Below are 17,335 nucleotides of genomic sequence, written 5' to 3'. Positions count from 1 at the left end.
GTCCAGTGGCAGTGGGCCGACCCGGGGGGAGCGGGGATGAACGACGGGGAACTGCGTCGCTACTGCGCCGATCTGGTCCGGCAACTCGACATCCCTGAGCCCCTCGGAAGACCCGGTGTCCCCCGGCCGTGCCACCGGCTCCGCAAGCCGCACCACCCGATCGGCCACCCCCAGCAGCGCCGGCCGATGCACCACCAACAACACCGTGCGCCCCGCGGCAAGCCGCCGCACGGCCGCTACGACCTCCGCCTCGGTCCCGCCGTCCAGCGCGGCCGTCGGCTCGTCCAGCAGCAGCACGGGCCGGTCCGCGAGGAACGCCCGCGCCAGCGCGAGCCGCTGCCGCTGGCCCGCGGACAGCCCGGCCCCGTCCTCCCCGAGCACCGTCTCGGCGCCGTCGGGCAACGCGTCCACGAACTCCAGCGCGCCGGCGTCCCGCAGCGCCCGGCGTACGGCGGTGTCGTCCGCGTCGGGCCGGGCCAGCCGTACGTTCTCCGCGATGGTCCCGGCGGACAGATGCGGTCGCTGCGGCACCCAGGCGATCCGGGACCGCCACTCCTCCAGGTCGAGGCCGGCGAGATCGGCTCCCCCGATGCGCACACGGCCCTCTGCCGGGGCCACGAAGCCCAGCAGCACGTTCAGCAGCGTCGTCTTGCCCGCACCGCTCGGCCCGACCAGCGCGACGGTCTCACCGGGCTCGACGGTGAAGGACACGTCGGCCACGGCGTCCGAGGAACGACCAGGGTAGCGGACCGTGACGTCCTCGAAGGCCAGGGCGCCCGCGGGCACCGCACCGCTCCCGGACGCCGGGACCGGCGTCTCCAGCACGGTGAAGATCTCCTCCGCGGCGGCGAGCCCCTCGGCCGCCGCGTGGTACTGCGCGCCCACCTGCCGCAGCGGCAGATAGGCCTCGGGCGCCAGCACCAGGATGACGAGGCCGATGTACAGATCCATGTCGCCGTGGACGAGCCGCATGCCGATCGTCACGGCCACCAGCGCGACCGAGAGCGTCGCGAGCAGTTCCAGCGCGAACGAGGAGAGGAAGGCGATCCGCAGGGTCCGCATGGTGGCCTCGCGGTACTCGCCGGTGATCCGGCGGATGGACTCGGCCTGGGCCTTGGCCCGGCCGAACACCTTCAGCGTCGGCAGACCCGCGACCACGTCCAGGAAGTGTCCGGACAGCCGGGACAGCAAGCGCCACTGACGGTCCATCCGGGACTGGGTCGCCCAGCCGATCAGCATCATGAAGAGCGGGATGAGCGGCAGGGTGGCGACGATGATCGCCGCCGACACCCAGTCCTCGGTGACGATCCGCGCCAGCACCGCCACCGGCACGACCACCGCGAGCCCCAACTGCGGCAGGTAACGCGAGAAGTAGTCGTCGAGGGCATCCACCCCGCGCGTGGCCAGGGTGACCAGCGAGCCGGTCCGCTGTCCGCTCAGCCAGCCGGGACCGAGTGCTGCCGCCCGGTCGAGCAGCCGGCCCCGCAGCTCGGACTTCACCGCGGCACTCGCGCGGTGGGCGGCCCGCTCGGTGAGCCAGGCCACGACCGCTCGACCCGCGGCCACGGCGGCCAACAGCAGCAGGGGAGTGCGCAGTTCGGCTGCCGACTGCCCGTGCTGGAAGGCTCCGACGACCACCTCGGCGATGAGCATCGCCTGGGCGATGACCAGCCCGGCACCGGCGGCCCCCAGGCCGACGACCGCCGCGAGGAAGAAACGGGTGGCACGGGCGTATCGCAGCAGGCGCGGATCGATTGGTTTCACGTGAAACACACCCTCGGCGAACTCAGTGTGCGGCTTCGGCTATGTGCTGCGTGCCGATCCGCTTGCGGAACACCCAGTACGTCCAGCCCTGGTAGAGCAGCACGATCGGGGTGGCGATCACCGCCAGCCAGGTCATGATCTTCAGGGTGTACGGGCTCGACGAGGCGTTGCTGACCGTCAGGCTCCAGTCCCCGTTGAGGGTGGACGGCATGACGTTCGGGAAGAGCGACAGGAAGAGCATCGCCACGGCGGCCACGATGGTGAGGCCGGACAGCGCGAACGCCCATCCCTCGCGCCCCGCCTGGTTCGCCACCAGGGCGGCCACCAGGGCGACGACCGCCACGACGAGGGCGACCAGGCTCGTGCCGTCACCACTGTCGGCCTGCGTCCACAGCAGGAAGCCGGCCGCCAGCACGGCGGTGACCAGACCGACCCACAGGGCCAGCCTCCGTGCCCGCACCCGGATGTCGCCGACGGTCTTGAGCGCGGTGAACACCGCCCCGTGGAAGGTGAACAGCGTGAGCGTCACCAGACCGCCGAGCAGGGCATAGGGGTTGAGCAGGTCCCAGACGGTGCCGACGTACTCGAAGTGCTGGTCGATCTTCACGCCCCGCACGATGTTCCCGAAGGCCACGCCCCACAGGAAGGCCGGGAGCAGAGAGGTCCAGAAGATCGCCGTCTCCCAGTTGCGCTGCCAGTTCTCCTCGGGCCGCTTCGCCCGGTACTCGAAGGCGACGCCCCGGATGATCAGGCAGACCAGGATGAGGAGCAGGGGCAGGTAGAAGCCGGAGAAGAGGGTGGCGTACCACTCCGGGAAGGCGGCGAAGGTCGCGCCGCCCGCGGTGAGCAGCCACACCTCGTTGCCGTCCCAGACGGGTCCGATGGTGTTGATGAGCACCCGGCGCTCGGGCCGGTTCCGGGCCAGCAGCTTGGTGAGGATGCCGACCCCGAAGTCGAAGCCCTCCAGGAAGAAGTAGCCGGTCCACAGGACGGCGATCAGGACGAACCAGACGTCGTGAAGTTCCATGACTGTTCCCTCGGCCTAGTAGGAGAAGGCCATCGGCTTTTCGGCGTCACGGGTGTCGCCGCCGATCTTCGTGGGCGGGTTCAGGTCGGCCTCGGTGAGCTCGGGCGGGCCGGCCTTGATGTACTTCGCGAGCAGCTTGACCTCGACCACGGCGAGGATCGCGTACAGCGAGGTGAAGACGATCAGCGAGGTGAGGACCTCGCCCTGGGAGACACCGGGGGAGACCGCGTGCCGGGTCTGCAGGACGCCGTAGACGACCCACGGCTGACGGCCCATCTCGGTGAAGATCCAGCCCCACGAGTTGGCGATCAGCGGGAAGGCCAGGGTCCAGGTCGCGATGCGCCAGTACCAGGGCGTCAGCTCGGGGCTGAGCGCCTTGTTCTTGAACAGCACCAGATGCGGCACCTCGTCCTCGCCGACCCGCAGATGCTGCGGCAGCATGAACTTCCTGCGGGTCAGCCAGAGTCCGGCCAGGCCGATGGCGAAGGAGGCCATGCCGAAGCCGATCATCCAGCGGAAGCCCCAGAAGGCGACCGGGATGTTGGGCCGGTAGTCGCCGGGCCCGAACTTCTGCTGCTCGGCCTTGTTGACGTCGTTGATGCCGGGGACGTACGAGGTGAAGTCGTCGTCGGCGAGGAAGGACAGCACGCCCGGGATCTCGATCGCGACGGTGTTGTGGCCCTTCTCGACGTCGCCGTAGGCGAAGATCGAGAACGGCGCCGGCTTCTGGCCGTCCCACAGCGCCTCGGCGGCCGCCATCTTCATCGGCTGCTGCTTGAACATGACCTTGCCGAGGGTGTCGCCGCTGACCGCGGTGAGCATGCCGGCGATGACCACGGTGACCAGCCCGAGCCGCAGCGAGGTCTTCATCTCGCGGATGTGCTTTTTGCGGGCCAGGTGGTAGGCGGCGATGCCCACCATGAAGGCACCACCGGTCAGGAAGGCCGCGGACAGCGTGTGGAAGGCCTGGCTGAGGGCGGTGTTCTGGGTCAGCACGGCCCAGAAGTCGGTCAGCTCGGCGCGCCCCTTCGCCTTGTCGATCTTGTAGCCGACGGGGTGCTGCATCCAGGAGTTGGCCGCGAGGATGAAGTACGCCGAGAGGATCGTGCCGATCGAGACCATCCAGATGCAGGCCAGATGGATCTTCTTGGGCAGCTTGTCCCAGCCGAAGATCCACAGGCCGATGAAGGTGGACTCGAAGAAGAACGCGATCAGCGCCTCGAAGGCGAGCGGGGCACCGAAGATGTCACCGACGAAGCGGGAGTAGTCCGACCAGTTCATGCCGAACTGGAACTCCTGCACGATGCCGGTGACCACACCCATCGCGATGTTGATCAGGAAGATCTTGCCCCAGAACTTGGTCGCCCTGAGGTACTTCTCCTTCTCCGTGCGCACCCAGGCCGTCTGCAGCCCGGCCGTGAGCGCGGCCAGGGAGATCGTCAGAGGGACGAACAGGAAGTGGTAGACGGTGGTGATGCCGAACTGCCAGCGCGCCAGCGTCTCCGGCGCCAGAGCCAGGTCCACGTCGTCACTCTCCTTACTACGCCGTGGTACTGCGGCGAATCATCCCGGTCTGCCCTATACATAGGGGTCAGAACGGGACGCGCTTGTGAACGCGTTCACATTCACAAGCTATTATGACGCACTGATTTTCAGCCCGGTAGGTGGGGGTGGTCCTACTGCCGCGACGTCCAGACCTTGGCAGCGACTTCAACATCTTGTTGAATTGCGCGCCATGCAGATACGGATTTCCTGGCCCGCGGGCAACGTCACCGCGACCCTCGACAGCACCACACCGACGGCACAGGCCCTCGCGAAGGCCCTGCCCCTCACCTCCGCCGCACGCACCTGGGGCGAGGAGGTCTATTTCGACACAGGCGTCTCGGTTTCACGTGAAACGGACGCCCGGCAGGTCGTGGAGCCGGGCACAGTGGCCTTCTGGACGGACGGCGACGCTCTCGCCCTCCCCTACGGCCCCACGCCGATCTCGCGAGGCTGGGGGCTCCCCCGAACCGAGTTCGGGGGAGAGTGCCGCCTCGCGAGTCCGTGCAACGTTCTGGGGCGCCTTGACGCAGACGCCCAGGTCCTGGCGACCGTCCGGGACGGCGACCCCGTCCGCGTGGAGTTGATGGACGACCAGGACTGACCCGGTGTCAGGAGCCACTGCCCCTGACACCGCAGGTCTACAGCTCCTTGCGGAACGCCTCCGTCACCTTGAGGAAGATGTCGTTCGCCTCGGTCTCGCCGACCGTGACCCGCACACCCTCGCCCGGGAACGGCCGGACCACGACACCGTGGTCCTCGCAGGCCTTAGCGAACGCGACCGTACGCTCCCCGAGCCGCAGCCACACGAAGTTGGCCTGCGTCTCCGGCACCGTCCAGCCCTGGGCGCGCAGCGCGTCGACCACGCGAATGCGCTCGCACACCAGCGAGCCGACCCGGCCCAGCAGCTCGTCCTCGGCCCGCAGCGAGGCGATCGCCGCTTCCTGGGCCAGCTGGCTCACCCCGAACGGCACCGCTGTCTTGCGCAGCGCCGCGGCCACCGGCTCATGGGCGATCGCGAACCCGATGCGCAGCCCGGCGAGGCCGTACGCCTTGGAGAAGGTCCGCAGGACGCAGACGTTGGGCCGGTTCCGGTACAGCTCGACGCCGTCGGGCACCTCGGGGTCGCGGATGAACTCCCGGTAGGCCTCGTCCAGCACCACCAGCACATCTGCGGGCACCCGGTCGAGGAAGCGCTCCAGCTCGGCCCGCCGCACCACCGTGCCGGTCGGGTTGTTCGGGTTGCAGACGAAGATCAGGCGCGTCCGGTCGGTGATCGCCTCCGCCATCGCGTCCAGGTCGTGCACATCGCCGGGCGTGAGCGGCACCTGCACCGACCGGGCGCCGCTGATCTGCGTGATGATCGGGTACGCCTCGAAGGACCGCCAGGCGTACATGACCTCGTCGCCGGGGCCGCTGGTGGCCTGGATCAGCTGCTGGGCGACGCCCACGGAACCGGTGCCGGTGGCCAGGTGGGACACCGGGACGCCGAAGCGCTCCGCCAGCTCTTCCATCAGACCGCTGCACGCCATGTCCGGGTACCGGTTGAAGGAGCAGGCGGCGGCCGTCACGCTCTCCATCACTCCGGGCAGCGGCGGGTACGGGTTCTCGTTGGAGGACAGCTTGTAGGCGACCGGGCCGCCGGCCGCGGCGGGCTTGCCCGGCTTGTAGGTGGGGATCCCCTCCAGCTCGGCGCGCAGCTTGGGGCTCGTCTCGCTCACCGCAGTCCTCCTCGCGACCACCGGTGGACCGTCTGCGCCACCGGCTTCCAATACTCCTCACCTTATGAGGATTCGGCACCGCTGAGTACTGGCGGAGAGCAAACCTCGTCCGACCCACCGGCATCACGGGCATCACGAGAGGAAGGCGCATCTTTCGGGGGCGCGCCGTACATATATCTACGCGCCGGTGGCTCGCGCCGTGGCGCGCGTCACCCGTGAAGGTGAGTTGAGACCTCTTCGAAACATCGGGGACTTGGCAGGCTCATGTGCGTCACCACACAACGTCTCGCCATGGGAGCGCTCAACTGCCTTTCATTCCCAGGTAGTTGGCCACTTACGATCATGCAGAAACGTGCCTGTCAACGCGTGCATATGCGTCCGCACTACCCCACCGCATGAGCCCTACTATCGGCTCGCCATGACAGCAGCAGGGAAGCACCAGGTGAGCCGCGCGGAAACCTCACGTCGAGGCAGTCGGCCGGGCCGGGCGGGCATCAGAGACGTGGCCGCCGCCGCCGGGGTCTCCATCACGACCGTCTCCGACGCCCTCAACGGCAAGGGACGGCTCCCGGATGCCACCCGGCGCCATGTCCGCGAGGTCGCCGACCGGCTCGGGTACCGCCCCTCGGCCGCCGCCCGCACCCTCCGTACCGGCAAGTCGGGTCTGATCGGCCTGACCGTGACGACGTACGGGGATGAACCTTTCACCTTCACCGAGTTCGCGTACTTCGCCGAGATGGCGCGGGCCGCCACCTCGGCCGCGCTGGCCCGCGGCTACGCCCTGGTCATCCTGCCCGCGACCTCCCGCCACGACGTGTGGTCCAACGTCGCCCTTGACGGCACCGTCGTCATCGACCCCTCCGATCAGGACCCGGTGGTCAGCGAGCTGGTCCGGCAGGGCCTGCCCGTGGTCTCCGACGGGCGCCCGGCCGGCTCGCTCCCGGTCACCGCCTGGGTCGACAACGACCACGAGGCCGCCGTCCTCGGCATCCTCGACCACCTCGCCGACGCCGGCGCCCGCCGCATCGGCCTGCTCACGGGCACGACGACGGACACGTACACCCATCTGTCGACCACCGCCTACCTGCACTGGTGCGAGCGCGTGGGCCAGACCCCGGTCTACGAGGCCTACCCGGCGCACGACCCGTGCGCGGGAGCCGTCGCCGCGGACCGGCTGCTCGCCCGCCCCGACCGGCCCGACGCCGTCTACGGCCTGTTCGACCCCAACGGCACCGACCTGCTCGCCGCCGCCCGCCGCTACGGGCTCCGTGTCCCCGACGACCTGCTGCTGGTGTGCTGCAGCGAGTCCACGGTGTACGCCAGCACCGAGCCGCCCATCACCACGCTCTCGCTGAAGCCGCGCCGTATCGGCACGGCCGTCGTCCAGCTCCTCATCGACGCCATCGAGGGCGTCGAGTCGGACCATCCGGTCGAGCAGGTGATACCGACCGAGCTGATCGTGCGCACCTCCTCCCAGCGGCGGCCTCCGCGCACGACGGTCAGCCCGCCGCGGTCGGCGAACGGGAAGTAGCACCGGGGGCAGCAGGGGCGCGCCCGTCTCTCCGGGCGCGCGGGCCGGCGGGGCCGGACCCCTCCGGCCCCGGCCCGCTGGGCCGCCGCGTACGGATCGCGGCGCCCCCGCCGACCGGCCGGCCACGGCACCGCTCGGGCGGCACTGGGCCGACGGCCCCTCCGCAGCCGGCCGAACACCGGCCCAAACGGGGCGAATGCCGCGGTGAACTGGAGTCTTGTTCCGATTCACCACCCCTGGGTCATCACATGGCGCGACGCGCATTCCTATGATGGGCCCACGACACCGTGGACCGCTGCGACCAGGCAGTCCGAAGCGGTGCAGATGCGGCGCGATGGTGGAGGGGTCTGATGACTCAGGGGGCCGGTCAGGGACCCGAGGTGGAGCGGACGGCGACGCTGCGCGACTTCCGGGTACCCGCGTACGTCCACGAGACCGGTCCGTACGTCCAGCACGTCCACCCGGGCGACACCGCCCCGCCCGCCGAGGAGACGTACCCCGACGGGTACACACCCACGCAGCGCGACCTCCCCGTCGTCAACCGCGGCGACACGCTCCAGGTCCCCGTCGAACCCGCTCCCGCCCCCGCCGCCCCGGCCCCGCAGCCCTCGACCGGGCCCGGTCCGCTGTACGTCGTCGGCGACGTCCACGGCTACCTCGACGAACTGATGGCCGCCCTCGAGGAGCAGGGTCTGATCGACGCCTCGGGCCAGTGGTGCGCCGGCACCGCGCGGCTGTGGTTCCTCGGCGACTTCACCGACCGCGGCCCGGACGGCATCGGCGTCATCGACCTGGTGATGCGGCTGTCCGCCGAGGCGGCAGCGGCCGGCGGCTACTGCAAGGCCCTCATGGGCAACCACGAGCTGCTCCTGCTCGGCGCCAAGCGGTTCGGCGACACGCCCGTCAACTCCGGTGCGGGCACCGCCACTTTCCAGGCGGCCTGGCTGCTCAACGGCGGTCAGAAGACCGACATGGACCGCCTCCAGGACCACCATCTGCAGTGGATGGCCCGACTGGACGCGGTCGAGGAGGTCGACGGCTATCTGCTCGTCCATTCGGACACCACCGCCTACCTCGACTACGGCGACTCGATCGAGGCGGTCAACGACACCGTCCGCGAAACGCTGACCCGCAACGACGCCGACGAGTGCTGGGACCTGTTCCGCAAGTTCACCAAGCGCTTCTCCTTCCGCGACGAGGGCGGTGCCGACGCCGTGCGCTCCCTCCTCGATACGTACGGCGGCACCCGCATCGTTCACGGTCACAGCCCCATCCCCTACCTCCTCGGCGAGGTCGGATCCGAGGACGGCGAGGACAGCGCCGGCCCGGTCGTCGAGGGACCGCACGTCTACGCCGACGGGCTCGCCATCGCCATGGACGGCGGAGTGACCATGGCCGGAAAGCTGCTGGTCCAGCAACTGCCCCTGGATAACTGACCGTTCCGCGGGCAGACGTCACCCGGCGGAGTACGCGCAGGCCGGAACGCAATTTCCGGCAATCCCCTGTCACCGCGCGCCGTCACGGCTCTACCATCGGCTTATCCGTAGCAGGCTCCCCTCCGTTTCTGCCCGACGGCTCGCCGGCGTGCGAGCCCCAAGCCCTACGGAGCATCGGGGGATGCACATGAACAGCGTTCCGCAGCACCTGCAGAGCGAGGACCGCCAGGAATTCGAGCGGCTCCTCGATGAGGCGCTGCGCTCCGCACCACACCGACCGGAACTGGCCGCTGTAGGCCGGCGACTCAACCCCGAACAACTGCGCACCATGGCGCTCAACGCCACCGCCCTCATCACCGCTGCCGCGGCGGCCGAATACCAGCACTACGTGAAGGTCCGCGACGAACTGCGCCACCCCGTGCTGTCCGCCCCGTCGACCACGGGTGACTCCGGCTCCACGGACCCGGCCTCGGCCGCGGCGGACCTCGCCACCACCCTCGGCGAGGCCGCCGAGACCACCGGCGCGGGCGCCGTCGCGGTCGTCGCCGTGCTGGCTCCCGTCCTCTCCGGAACCGCGGCGGCGATCTTCCTGCTCGTCGGATACATCCTGAAGATGCTGGACCCGGAGCAGTCCTTCGCCCAGACCATGCTCACCGCCGGCTGGGTGTTCGGCGCCGTGACCGCGGCGGCGGTCCTCGTCGCCGCCGTCGGGCTGCTGCTCACCGCGCTGCGCAACAGCGCCTCGCCCGAGGCCCGGGCGCGCGACGCGGCCACCGAGGAAGTGGCCAGGGCCAGAGAGGTCTGGCGGGAGGCCCTGCTGGAGGGCGGCATCCTGCCGTTCCTGCGGGAGGCACTCGCCGAGCCCGACGCGGCCGCGCTGGAGCGCACCACCCCTCCCGCCCCGACCGGCCGCATGCCCCGTCTGGGCTACGACCGCCCGGGGTTCAGCAGCCCCGACGACGGCACCGCCTCCGGCCGTCCCAGCTTCACCAGCCCCGACTACACGAGCCCGGACTTCGGCGGCCCCGAGCACCAGCCCGAGTGACCTCGGCACACGCCCCCGGAGAACGTCCGTCGCCCGACGCCGCCGTCCGACAAGCCGTTCCGACCGGCCCGCTGGAACGGCGAGTCCGGCATGCGCGCAGTGACCGGGGACCGGCAGACAGACCTGCCGGTCCAGGGCAGAGCTGAGAGCCCCGCGGTGGCCAGGGGCGGGCACGCTCAGCGCTCCCCCTGGTGGACGAAGTGACGCATCAGCATGCAGGCGGTCCGTGCCCTCGGCGGCTCACCCTTCGGTGGCACGGACCGCCGCACGGACTCAGTCGGCGATCGGCAGGTACACCCGGTTCCCCGACTCGGCGAACTCCTTCGACTTCTGGAGCATCCCCTCAGCGATCTCCTCGGGCGACGCGCCCTCGGCCGCCGCACCGCCGAACCGCTCCGTGATGGTCTGGCTGATCTTCATGCTGCAGAACTTCGGGCCGCACATCGAGCAGAAGTGGGCCGTCTTGGCGGGCTCGGCCGGCAGGGTCTCGTCGTGGAACTCCCGTGCCGTGTCCGGGTCCAGAGCGAGGTTGAACTGGTCCTCCCAGCGGAACTCGAAGCGCGCGTCGGACAGCGCGTCGTCCCACTCCTGCGCACCCGGGTGCCCCTTGGCGAGGTCCGCCGCGTGAGCGGCGATCTTGTAGGTGATGACGCCCGTCTTGACGTCGTCCCGGTTGGGCAGGCCCAGGTGCTCCTTGGGCGTGACGTAGCAGAGCATCGCCGTGCCCCACCAGGCGATCATCGCGGCGCCGATGCCGGAGGTGATGTGGTCGTAGGCCGGCGCGATGTCCGTGGTCAGCGGGCCGAGCGTATAGAACGGAGCTTCATCGCAGATCTCCTGCTGAAGGTCGATGTTCTCCTTGATCTTGTGCATCGGGACGTGACCCGGGCCCTCGATCATGGTCTGTACGTGGAAACGCCTGGCGATCCGGTTGAGTTCCCCGAGCGTCCGCAGCTCCGCGAACTGCGCCTCGTCGTTGGCGTCGGCGATGGAGCCGGGGCGCAGGCCGTCGCCCAGCGAGTACGTGACGTCGTAGGCGGCGAGGATCTCGCACAGCTCCTCGAAGTTCTCGTACAGGAACGACTCCTTGTGGTGCGCGAGGCACCACGCCGCCATGATCGAGCCGCCGCGCGAGACGATGCCGGTCTTGCGGTTGGCGGTGAGGGGTACGTACGGCAGCCGGACGCCCGCGTGGACGGTCATGTAGTCCACGCCCTGCTCGGCCTGCTCGATGACCGTGTCCTTGTAGATCTCCCAGGTCAGTTCCTCGGCCTTGCCGTCGACCTTCTCCAGCGCCTGGTAGAGCGGCACCGTGCCGATGGGGACGGGGGAGTTGCGCAGCACCCACTCACGGGTGGTGTGGATGTTGCGGCCGGTGGACAGGTCCATGACCGTGTCGGCGCCCCAGCGGGTCGCCCAGGTCATCTTCTCGACCTCCTCCTCGATGGAGGACGTCACCGCCGAGTTGCCGATGTTGGCGTTGACCTTCACCAGGAACCGCTTGCCGATGATCATCGGCTCGATCTCCGGGTGGTTGACGTTCGCGGGCAGCACCGCGCGCCCCGCCGCGATCTCCTCGCGGACCACCTCGGGATCAACGTTCTCCCGGAGGGCCACGAACTCCATCTCGGGGGTGATCTCGCCCCGGCGGGCGTACGCGAGTTGCGTCACCGCCTGGCCGTCCCGGCCCCGCCGCGGCTGACGGGGCCGACCGGGGAAGACCGCGTCCAGGTTCCGCAGCCCGCCGCGCGGCGCGGTGTGCTTGATCCCGTCGTCCTCGGGCCGGACGGGACGGCCCGCGTACTCCTCGGTGTCGCCGCGGGCGATGATCCAGTTCTCCCGCAGCGGCGACAGGCCCCTGCGGACATCGGTATCGGCGAGTGGATCGGTGTACGGGCCCGACGTGTCGTACAGCGTGACCGACTGCCCGTTGGTGAGGTGCACCTGACGGACCGGCACCTGCAGGTCGGGGCGCGAACCCTCGACGTACGCCTTGTGCCAGCCGATGGACTTCCCGGCCTCCTGGGACGTCTCGTCCTGGACGGAGGCAGGCGTGCGTGCGTCCTTGTTGGTCATCAGACCTACTCCCTACGCCGGCATTACCCGGTAACAGGTTCGGCGGTCGACGCAGCGGTTTCCGTCTGCCGACGTTTCCCGCGGAATGTTGCTTGTTCCACGTGAAACATCGCGTATACGGAGGTCAGCGCCCTCTCAGCCCGGTGCTCCGAGCTCCCGCGTGTGCAAAGGTGCCTCCACGCTAGCGTCATATGTGGCGCGGTGAACAGTGGGCCCCTTGCCGTTCTTGCGATGATCGGGCGGTGACCAGGATGGAGCAGTACCCGTACCAGCCACCCGAGCCGCGCCGCCGAGACGGCTCGGGAGAGGGCGGCGGATACACCCGTGAAAGCCGTGCGGCCGTCCCCCGACAGGGCCCGGGGCACCCCCAGGCGCCCCCGGGGACCGGTCACACCCATGCGCCTCCCGGCCGGGACAACGGCCACCACGGCCACCACGGTTCCGGCTCCGACGGCGACGACGGACACCACAGGTCCGGCTCCGGCGGGGACGACGGACACCACCGCGGCCACTCACACGGCCACAGTCACAGCCATGGGCCCGCGGCCCCCGTGTCCCTGCACCTGCGCAAGGTGATCGCCGCGATCCTGATCCCGTTCACCGTCGCGGTGGTGGTCGGGCTGGTGGTGCTCTGGCCCGGGGGAGCCCCGTCCCACAAGCGCACCGGCGTCGGCTTCGACCGGCAGACACAGCAGGCCACGGTCACCAGAGTCGTCGAGGTGAGCTGCAATTCGGTCAACGCCGGCGGCGGCGGCCCGGCCGGCGACACCTCCACCGCCGGGGGCGGACCGACGGGGCAAGGGGCGGGCGGCACCTGCAAGAAGGCGACCGTCCGGGTCGACACCGGCAAGGACAAGGGCCGTACGTTCACCGAGATCGTGCAGCCGGACCAGCCCCGGCAGTTGTCCCAGGGCGAGAAGGTCGTCGCCGCCTACGAACCGTCGGCGCCGAAGGACCTGCAGTACTCGGTGACGGATGTGGACCGGAAGTTCCCGATGGCGCTGCTCGCGGGGATCTTCGCGCTCGCCGTCGTGGTGGTGGGCCGGATGCGCGGTGTCATGGCGCTCGTCGCCCTGGCCGTGAGCTTCCTGGTGCTGACCCTGTTCATCCTGCCCGCCGTCCTGCAGGGTTCGAACCCGCTGCTCGTGGCGGTGGTCGGGTCGAGCGCCATCATGCTGATCGCCCTCTACATGTGCCACGGGCTGTCGGCCCGCACCTCGGTGGCCGTGCTCGGCACGCTGATCTCGTTGTCGCTGATCGGCGTGCTCGGCTCGCAGTTCATCGGCTGGGCTGCGCTCACCGGCAACACGGACGACAGCACCGGCCTGATCCACGGCCTGTACCCGAAGATCGACATGAGCGGTCTGCTGCTGGCCGGCGTCATCATCGGTTCGCTCGGTGTCCTGGACGACGTGACCGTGACCCAGACCTCGGCCGTGTGGGAGCTGCACGAGGCCAACCCGTCCATGGGCTGGCGGGGGCTGTACCGGGCGGGCATCCGCATCGGCCGCGACCACATCGCGTCCGTGGTCAACACCCTGGTCCTCGCCTACGCCGGTGCCGCACTGCCCCTGCTGCTGCTCTTCTCCATCGCGCAGAGCGGCGTCGGCACGGTCGCCAACAGCGAGCTTGTCGCCGAGGAGATCGTCCGTACGCTGGTCGGATCGATCGGCCTGGTCGCCTCGGTCCCGGTCACCACGCTCCTCGCCGCCCTGGTGGTGGCGGCCGACCGGCCCGGGCCGGACGCTCCGGCGCCGGCCGGTGCCGCGTCCGCGCCGGCACGCGGCGGCCGGGGCCGACGCCGGAAACGGTGAGCCGGGCGGTCCAGGACGGCAGAGAGTCGGGGGCGGGACGGCAGAGAGTCGGCCGGGCCGGGACGGCAGTGAGCGAGCCGGTGCGGCTGTGATTCCCGGCAGGCGAGTCCGACCGCGCCGGGCCCGGCCCGGGCCTCGAGACCGAGGCACCGGCCGCCCTTCCCCCGGCACATACCGCCCACCCATTGCAGAAGCGTTCCTGCATGATGGCGTGCGACATGACCGAGCGCCCGGCGCCCCATGCCGTAACGCTTCAGCCGGCGCTCTGCTCCTCGGCCAGGATCCGGTCCAGGGCCTCGTCGAGATGCGCGTCGAAATCGGCCAGCGCGCCCTCCTGGCCGAGCGGCACCAGCTTGTCCGTACGGTCCAGGAAGGCCACGAGCGGCGGCGCCGACGAGCGGAAGAGGGCGTGGTCGCCACCGACCTGAAGCCTGATCAGCACCTCGCCCAGCACCTCGGTCTCGACGGGGGCGATGCGCACATCCCCCTCGCCGCACGGCCGCCCGACCCCGTCGATCAGCAGTTCCCGCCCGAAGACCCAGGTGACCGGGGCGTCACCGGGCAGATGGAAGGTGAGCCGCACGGCATAGGGATCACCGGTCTCGTAGCGCAACTCCACCGGAATGCGGAAGGAGAGCTCCTCCGAGACGAGAAAGCTCATCATGACTTCTGCCTGTACGGACTCGCGCATCGCCTACCCCGTCGTATGACGTCGACTGGCCGGGATTGATCCCTGTGACCGGGTCAAATCTTGCTGAAAGTGCACGACAGATCACAAGGAGTAAGTTTTCAGATACTGATAGAGAGCGTCAGTGACCCGAAGTGACGCCCGATCTCCGCCTGCAGCCGATGGGCCGCGGGCAGCAGCCGGTCGGCCTGGTGAGCGGGAAGGGAGAGGGCGATGGTGGCCGCGGTCGTGCCCACCGTGATCGGGACCGCCGCGCAGACCGCGCCGAGCGCGTACTCCTGGCGCTCCACGACCGGTTCCATGCGCCGTGTCCGGGTCAGCCGCCGCAACAGGGCGTCGTTGTCCCGCACGGTGTACGGGGTGACGGCCTGCACGGGATAGCGGGCGAGATGGTCGCGCCGGGCGTCCTCGTCCAGCTGGGAGAGGAGGCACTGGCCGATGGCGTGCGCGTGGCCGGTCTCCCGGAAGTCGGCCCATTCCTCGACCGCGGGGGCCTCACGGGACTCGGCGACGCACATGACGTCGATCTCGCCGTCGCGGTACATCGCGTAGTACACCGGCACACCGATGGAATCGCGCCAGTGCGCGAGCGTGTCGACCACCGTGCTGCGACGTTTCTGCTGCGCTCCGCTGCTGCTCAGCCGTTCGGCCGCTTCACCGAGGAAGAACAGCCCCTTCTCACGGCGCAGATAGCCCTCGTGCACGAGGGTGCGCAGCAGGTGATACGTCGTGGGCAGGGCCAGGCCGGTCTCGCGGGCGAGCTGCTTGGCGGGGGCGCCGTACGGATGGGCGGCGACGGTCTCCAGCAGGCGCATGGCGCGCTGCACGGACCCGATGAGGGTCGCCGCGGCCGACGACCCCGCTTCGTCGGGGTGCGGCCTGCCCTGGACGGCCATGGGGGACGGCCGCTGGGCGGGGGGCCCGCAGGGTCGGGGCGGGGCGAGCGGTGCGTGGGGTTCTACGGGTGCGGTGTCGACCGTGGCCAAGGGTTACTCCCGGAGCGCGAGGGGGCAGCCCGTGCGGGGGTGAAGAGCACGGATGGGGATCTGCGCCACCCACGGGGCCGGACCCCGTGGAGAGTTCCGGACTCTAACCGCCCGCCACCGCGTGCAGGCGGCCTCCCGGGGAAACTTCCCTCCCCCGAGGGAACCGGTGCTCCCTCACCGTTCACCGGCTCCCGCGTTCCTCACCAGTCGCTGCGCGACGAGGAGTTCGACATGAACTTGCGCACGATGTAGATCAGTCCGCCGACCAGGGCGACGAAGACCAGCGCCTTGAACAGCAGGCCGATCACGAATCCGATCACGGTCGCTATCAGGCCGCCGAACACGACCAGGGCGATGACCGGCACCGCGACCCACTTCACCCACCACGGAAGTCCCGCGAAGATCTCTCGCATCGCCCTCGTCCTTTTCGTCTCTCGTGCGTTGTCGATGTCCTGCACTCGATGCTAGGGCCGCCAAGGGGGCCCGCGGGGGCCTCGCAGCCCTTGTCCTCCCCTGACCCGTCCCCTAGGGAACCCCGGGGTCCGGGCTCACGCCTCGGGCGGAGAGAAGACGACCAGGACCCTCAGATCCTCGCTGATGTGATGGAACTTGTGCGCGACCCCGGCGGGGACGTAGACGACGCTGCCCCGCGCCACCTCGGTCGTCTCCAGGCCGACCGTGATCGACGCCCGGCCGCTGACGACGAAGTACACCTCGTCCTGGTTGTGCGGCTTCTGCGGGTCGTGCTCGCCCGCGTTCAGCGCGTACAGGCCGACGGACATGTTCCGCTCCCGCAGGAACTGAAGGTAGGCACCCTCGTTGGCGGCCCGTTCCGCCTCCAGTTCGTCCAGCCGGAATGCCTTCATCGCCGTTGCCGCCCTCGTCTCACTGCCCGCTTCCGATCCGGTCTGCCACGATCAGACACATGAAGAATTTTGTAGTCAAGACGATCGCGAACGCGGGAGCCCTGGCAGTAGCCGTGTGGCTGCTCGACAAGATCACCCTGACCGGTCAGAGCACCGCCAAGAAGGCCGGCACGCTGATCGTGGTCGCGTTGATCTTCGGCCTGGTGAACTGGCTGGTCAAGCCGATCTTGAAGGTGCTCACCTTCCCGCTGTTCATTCTGACCCTCGGCCTGATCACTCTTGTCGTCAACGCGCTGATGCTGCTGTTGACCTCCTGGGTCTGCGGCAAGCTCCATCTGAGTTTCCATGTGGAGGGCTTCTGGACGGCCGTCCTCGGGGGTCTGATCATCTCGATCGTGTCCTGGGCACTGAACATCGTCCTGCCCGACGAGGACTGAGCACGCCATGACCTACCGCGTCTGCTTCGTGTGCACCGGCAACATCTGCCGCTCGCCCATGGCCGAGGTCGTCTTCCGCGCGCGCGTGGCGGAGGCCGGGCTCGAGGACCGGGTGGCGGTCGACAGTGCCGGCACCGGCGGCTGGCACGAGGGAGAGGCCGCCGACCCGCGCGCCCTCTCCGTCCTCGTGGAGCACGGCTACGACTGCGACCACGTCGCGCGCCGGTTCCAGCCGTCGTGGTTCGGCCGCCTCGACCTCGTGATCGCCCTCGACACCGGCCACCTCAAGGCCCTGCGCCGCCTGGCGCCCACCGGAAAGGACGCGCGCAAGATCCGCCTGCTTCCCCACCTTCCTCCGAGTTGACCCCGGCGGTCTCCTGTGAGTCCCCATCACCCCGAAGG

At 69.7% G+C, this 17,335-nt stretch carries 15 protein-coding genes and 1 pseudogene; 7 read left to right on the top strand and 9 right to left on the bottom strand.

From position 1 onward, the window contains the following. The 3 genes from cydD to ACWEN3_RS22265 all read right to left on the bottom strand — a co-directional run. Window positions 1-1,764 (bottom strand): thiol reductant ABC exporter subunit CydD (gene cydD / locus ACWEN3_RS22275; RefSeq protein WP_452973672.1); only part of this gene is annotated, 1,764 nt, incomplete at its 3' end. A gap of 22 nt (window positions 1,765-1,786) precedes the next feature. Beyond that, window positions 1,787-2,791 carry a cytochrome d ubiquinol oxidase subunit II gene (gene cydB / locus ACWEN3_RS22270; RefSeq protein WP_452973669.1) on the bottom strand — a complete coding sequence of 335 codons (1,005 nt, stop codon included), beginning with the start codon at window positions 2,789-2,791 and terminating at the stop codon, window positions 1,787-1,789. Window positions 2,792-2,806: 15 nt separating this feature from the next. After that, complete coding sequence (locus tag ACWEN3_RS22265) at window positions 2,807-4,315, bottom strand: cytochrome ubiquinol oxidase subunit I (protein WP_452973666.1); 1,509 nt, start codon at window positions 4,313-4,315, stop codon at window positions 2,807-2,809. Between the two features lie 211 nt (window positions 4,316-4,526). Here ACWEN3_RS22265 and ACWEN3_RS22260 point away from each other — a divergent pair, with 211 nt between their 5' ends. Next, window positions 4,527-4,937 (top strand): cyclophilin-like fold protein, encoded by a 411-nt coding sequence (locus ACWEN3_RS22260; protein ID WP_452973663.1) that lies wholly within the window; start codon window positions 4,527-4,529, stop codon window positions 4,935-4,937. A gap of 37 nt (window positions 4,938-4,974) precedes the next feature. Here the strand turns inward: ACWEN3_RS22260 and hisC are convergent, their stop codons facing one another. Then, window positions 4,975-6,054: a histidinol-phosphate transaminase gene (gene hisC / locus ACWEN3_RS22255; protein ID WP_452973660.1), complete on the bottom strand. Its 1,080-nt coding sequence runs from the start codon at window positions 6,052-6,054 to the stop codon at window positions 4,975-4,977. 418 nt (window positions 6,055-6,472) lie between these two features. On the opposite strand from hisC, the gene ACWEN3_RS22250 reads away from it, so the two are divergent. The 3 genes from ACWEN3_RS22250 to ACWEN3_RS22240 all read left to right on the top strand — a co-directional run bounded on the left by ACWEN3_RS22250 (window position 6,473) and on the right by ACWEN3_RS22240 (window position 10,066). Further along, window positions 6,473-7,585, top strand: coding sequence for a LacI family DNA-binding transcriptional regulator (locus ACWEN3_RS22250; protein ID WP_452973658.1), 1,113 nt, complete (start codon window positions 6,473-6,475; stop codon window positions 7,583-7,585). A 350-nt stretch (window positions 7,586-7,935) separates the two neighbouring features. Further along, window positions 7,936-9,021, top strand: coding sequence for a metallophosphoesterase family protein (locus tag ACWEN3_RS22245; protein ID WP_452973655.1), 1,086 nt, complete (start codon window positions 7,936-7,938; stop codon window positions 9,019-9,021). Between the two features lie 181 nt (window positions 9,022-9,202). Then, window positions 9,203-10,066: a hypothetical protein gene (locus ACWEN3_RS22240; protein ID WP_452973652.1), complete on the top strand. Its 864-nt coding sequence runs from the start codon at window positions 9,203-9,205 to the stop codon at window positions 10,064-10,066. 273 nt (window positions 10,067-10,339) lie between these two features. On the opposite strand, the gene thiC is transcribed toward ACWEN3_RS22240, so the two are convergent. Then, entirely contained in the window at window positions 10,340-12,142 is a 1,803-nt protein-coding gene (gene thiC, locus ACWEN3_RS22235) for a phosphomethylpyrimidine synthase ThiC (RefSeq protein ID WP_452973649.1), read from the bottom strand. A gap of 251 nt (window positions 12,143-12,393) precedes the next feature. Here thiC and ACWEN3_RS22230 point away from each other — a divergent pair, with 251 nt between their 5' ends. Further along, complete coding sequence (locus ACWEN3_RS22230) at window positions 12,394-13,956, top strand: YibE/F family protein (RefSeq protein ID WP_452973646.1); 1,563 nt, start codon at window positions 12,394-12,396, stop codon at window positions 13,954-13,956. Window positions 13,957-14,209: 253 nt separating this feature from the next. Here ACWEN3_RS22230 and ACWEN3_RS22225 read toward each other — a convergent pair whose 3' ends face one another. The 4 genes from ACWEN3_RS22225 to ACWEN3_RS22210 all read right to left on the bottom strand — a co-directional run bounded on the left by ACWEN3_RS22225 (window position 14,210) and on the right by ACWEN3_RS22210 (window position 16,496). Then, window positions 14,210-14,647, bottom strand: coding sequence for an SsgA family sporulation/cell division regulator (locus ACWEN3_RS22225; RefSeq protein WP_452973643.1), 438 nt, complete (start codon window positions 14,645-14,647; stop codon window positions 14,210-14,212). 98 nt (window positions 14,648-14,745) lie between these two features. Continuing rightward, window positions 14,746-15,630 carry an IclR family transcriptional regulator gene (locus ACWEN3_RS22220; protein ID WP_452973640.1) on the bottom strand — a complete coding sequence of 295 codons (885 nt, stop codon included), beginning with the start codon at window positions 15,628-15,630 and terminating at the stop codon, window positions 14,746-14,748. A gap of 200 nt (window positions 15,631-15,830) precedes the next feature. Next, the gene (locus tag ACWEN3_RS22215) at window positions 15,831-16,043 is read right to left on the bottom strand and encodes a DUF5326 family protein (protein ID WP_452973638.1); all 213 of its coding nucleotides are present in this window, start codon (window positions 16,041-16,043) and stop codon (window positions 15,831-15,833) included. A 135-nt stretch (window positions 16,044-16,178) separates the two neighbouring features. After that, window positions 16,179-16,496: a cupin domain-containing protein gene (locus ACWEN3_RS22210; protein WP_023548672.1), complete on the bottom strand. Its 318-nt coding sequence runs from the start codon at window positions 16,494-16,496 to the stop codon at window positions 16,179-16,181. A gap of 59 nt (window positions 16,497-16,555) precedes the next feature. Between ACWEN3_RS22210 and ACWEN3_RS22205 the strand changes: the two genes are divergently transcribed. Beyond that, window positions 16,556-16,933, top strand: a complete 378-nt coding sequence (locus ACWEN3_RS22205; RefSeq protein WP_452973635.1) for a phage holin family protein — start codon at window positions 16,556-16,558, stop codon at window positions 16,931-16,933. A 7-nt stretch (window positions 16,934-16,940) separates the two neighbouring features. Beyond that, a pseudogene (locus ACWEN3_RS22200) lies at window positions 16,941-17,294 on the top strand (low molecular weight protein-tyrosine-phosphatase); the annotation flags it as partial. Window positions 17,295-17,335: the final 41 nt, after the last annotated feature.

It is taken from the genome of Streptomyces sp. NPDC004561 (assembly GCF_053602155.1).
Note: the sequence above shows the minus strand (reverse complement) of the source record. Positions and strands in the feature narration are given on the sequence as shown.

What these genes read in the sequence shown, in the direction of transcription:
- cydB (WP_452973669.1), bottom strand. Translation starts at nt 2,791, where the DNA reads ATGGAACTTCACGACGTCTGGTTCGTCCTGATCGCCGTCCTGTGGACC.
- ACWEN3_RS22260 (WP_452973663.1), top strand. Translation starts at nt 4,527, where the DNA reads ATGCAGATACGGATTTCCTGGCCCGCGGGCAACGTCACCGCGACCCTC.
- ACWEN3_RS22250 (WP_452973658.1), top strand. Translation starts at nt 6,473, where the DNA reads ATGACAGCAGCAGGGAAGCACCAGGTGAGCCGCGCGGAAACCTCACGT.
- ACWEN3_RS22245 (WP_452973655.1), top strand. Translation starts at nt 7,936, where the DNA reads ATGACTCAGGGGGCCGGTCAGGGACCCGAGGTGGAGCGGACGGCGACG.
- ACWEN3_RS22240 (WP_452973652.1), top strand. Translation starts at nt 9,203, where the DNA reads ATGCACATGAACAGCGTTCCGCAGCACCTGCAGAGCGAGGACCGCCAG.
- thiC (WP_452973649.1), bottom strand. Translation starts at nt 12,142, where the DNA reads ATGACCAACAAGGACGCACGCACGCCTGCCTCCGTCCAGGACGAGACG.
- ACWEN3_RS22230 (WP_452973646.1), top strand. Translation starts at nt 12,394, where the DNA reads ATGGAGCAGTACCCGTACCAGCCACCCGAGCCGCGCCGCCGAGACGGC.
- ACWEN3_RS22225 (WP_452973643.1), bottom strand. Translation starts at nt 14,647, where the DNA reads ATGCGCGAGTCCGTACAGGCAGAAGTCATGATGAGCTTTCTCGTCTCG.
- ACWEN3_RS22215 (WP_452973638.1), bottom strand. Translation starts at nt 16,043, where the DNA reads ATGCGAGAGATCTTCGCGGGACTTCCGTGGTGGGTGAAGTGGGTCGCG.
- ACWEN3_RS22210 (WP_023548672.1), bottom strand. Translation starts at nt 16,496, where the DNA reads ATGAAGGCATTCCGGCTGGACGAACTGGAGGCGGAACGGGCCGCCAAC.
- ACWEN3_RS22205 (WP_452973635.1), top strand. Translation starts at nt 16,556, where the DNA reads ATGAAGAATTTTGTAGTCAAGACGATCGCGAACGCGGGAGCCCTGGCA.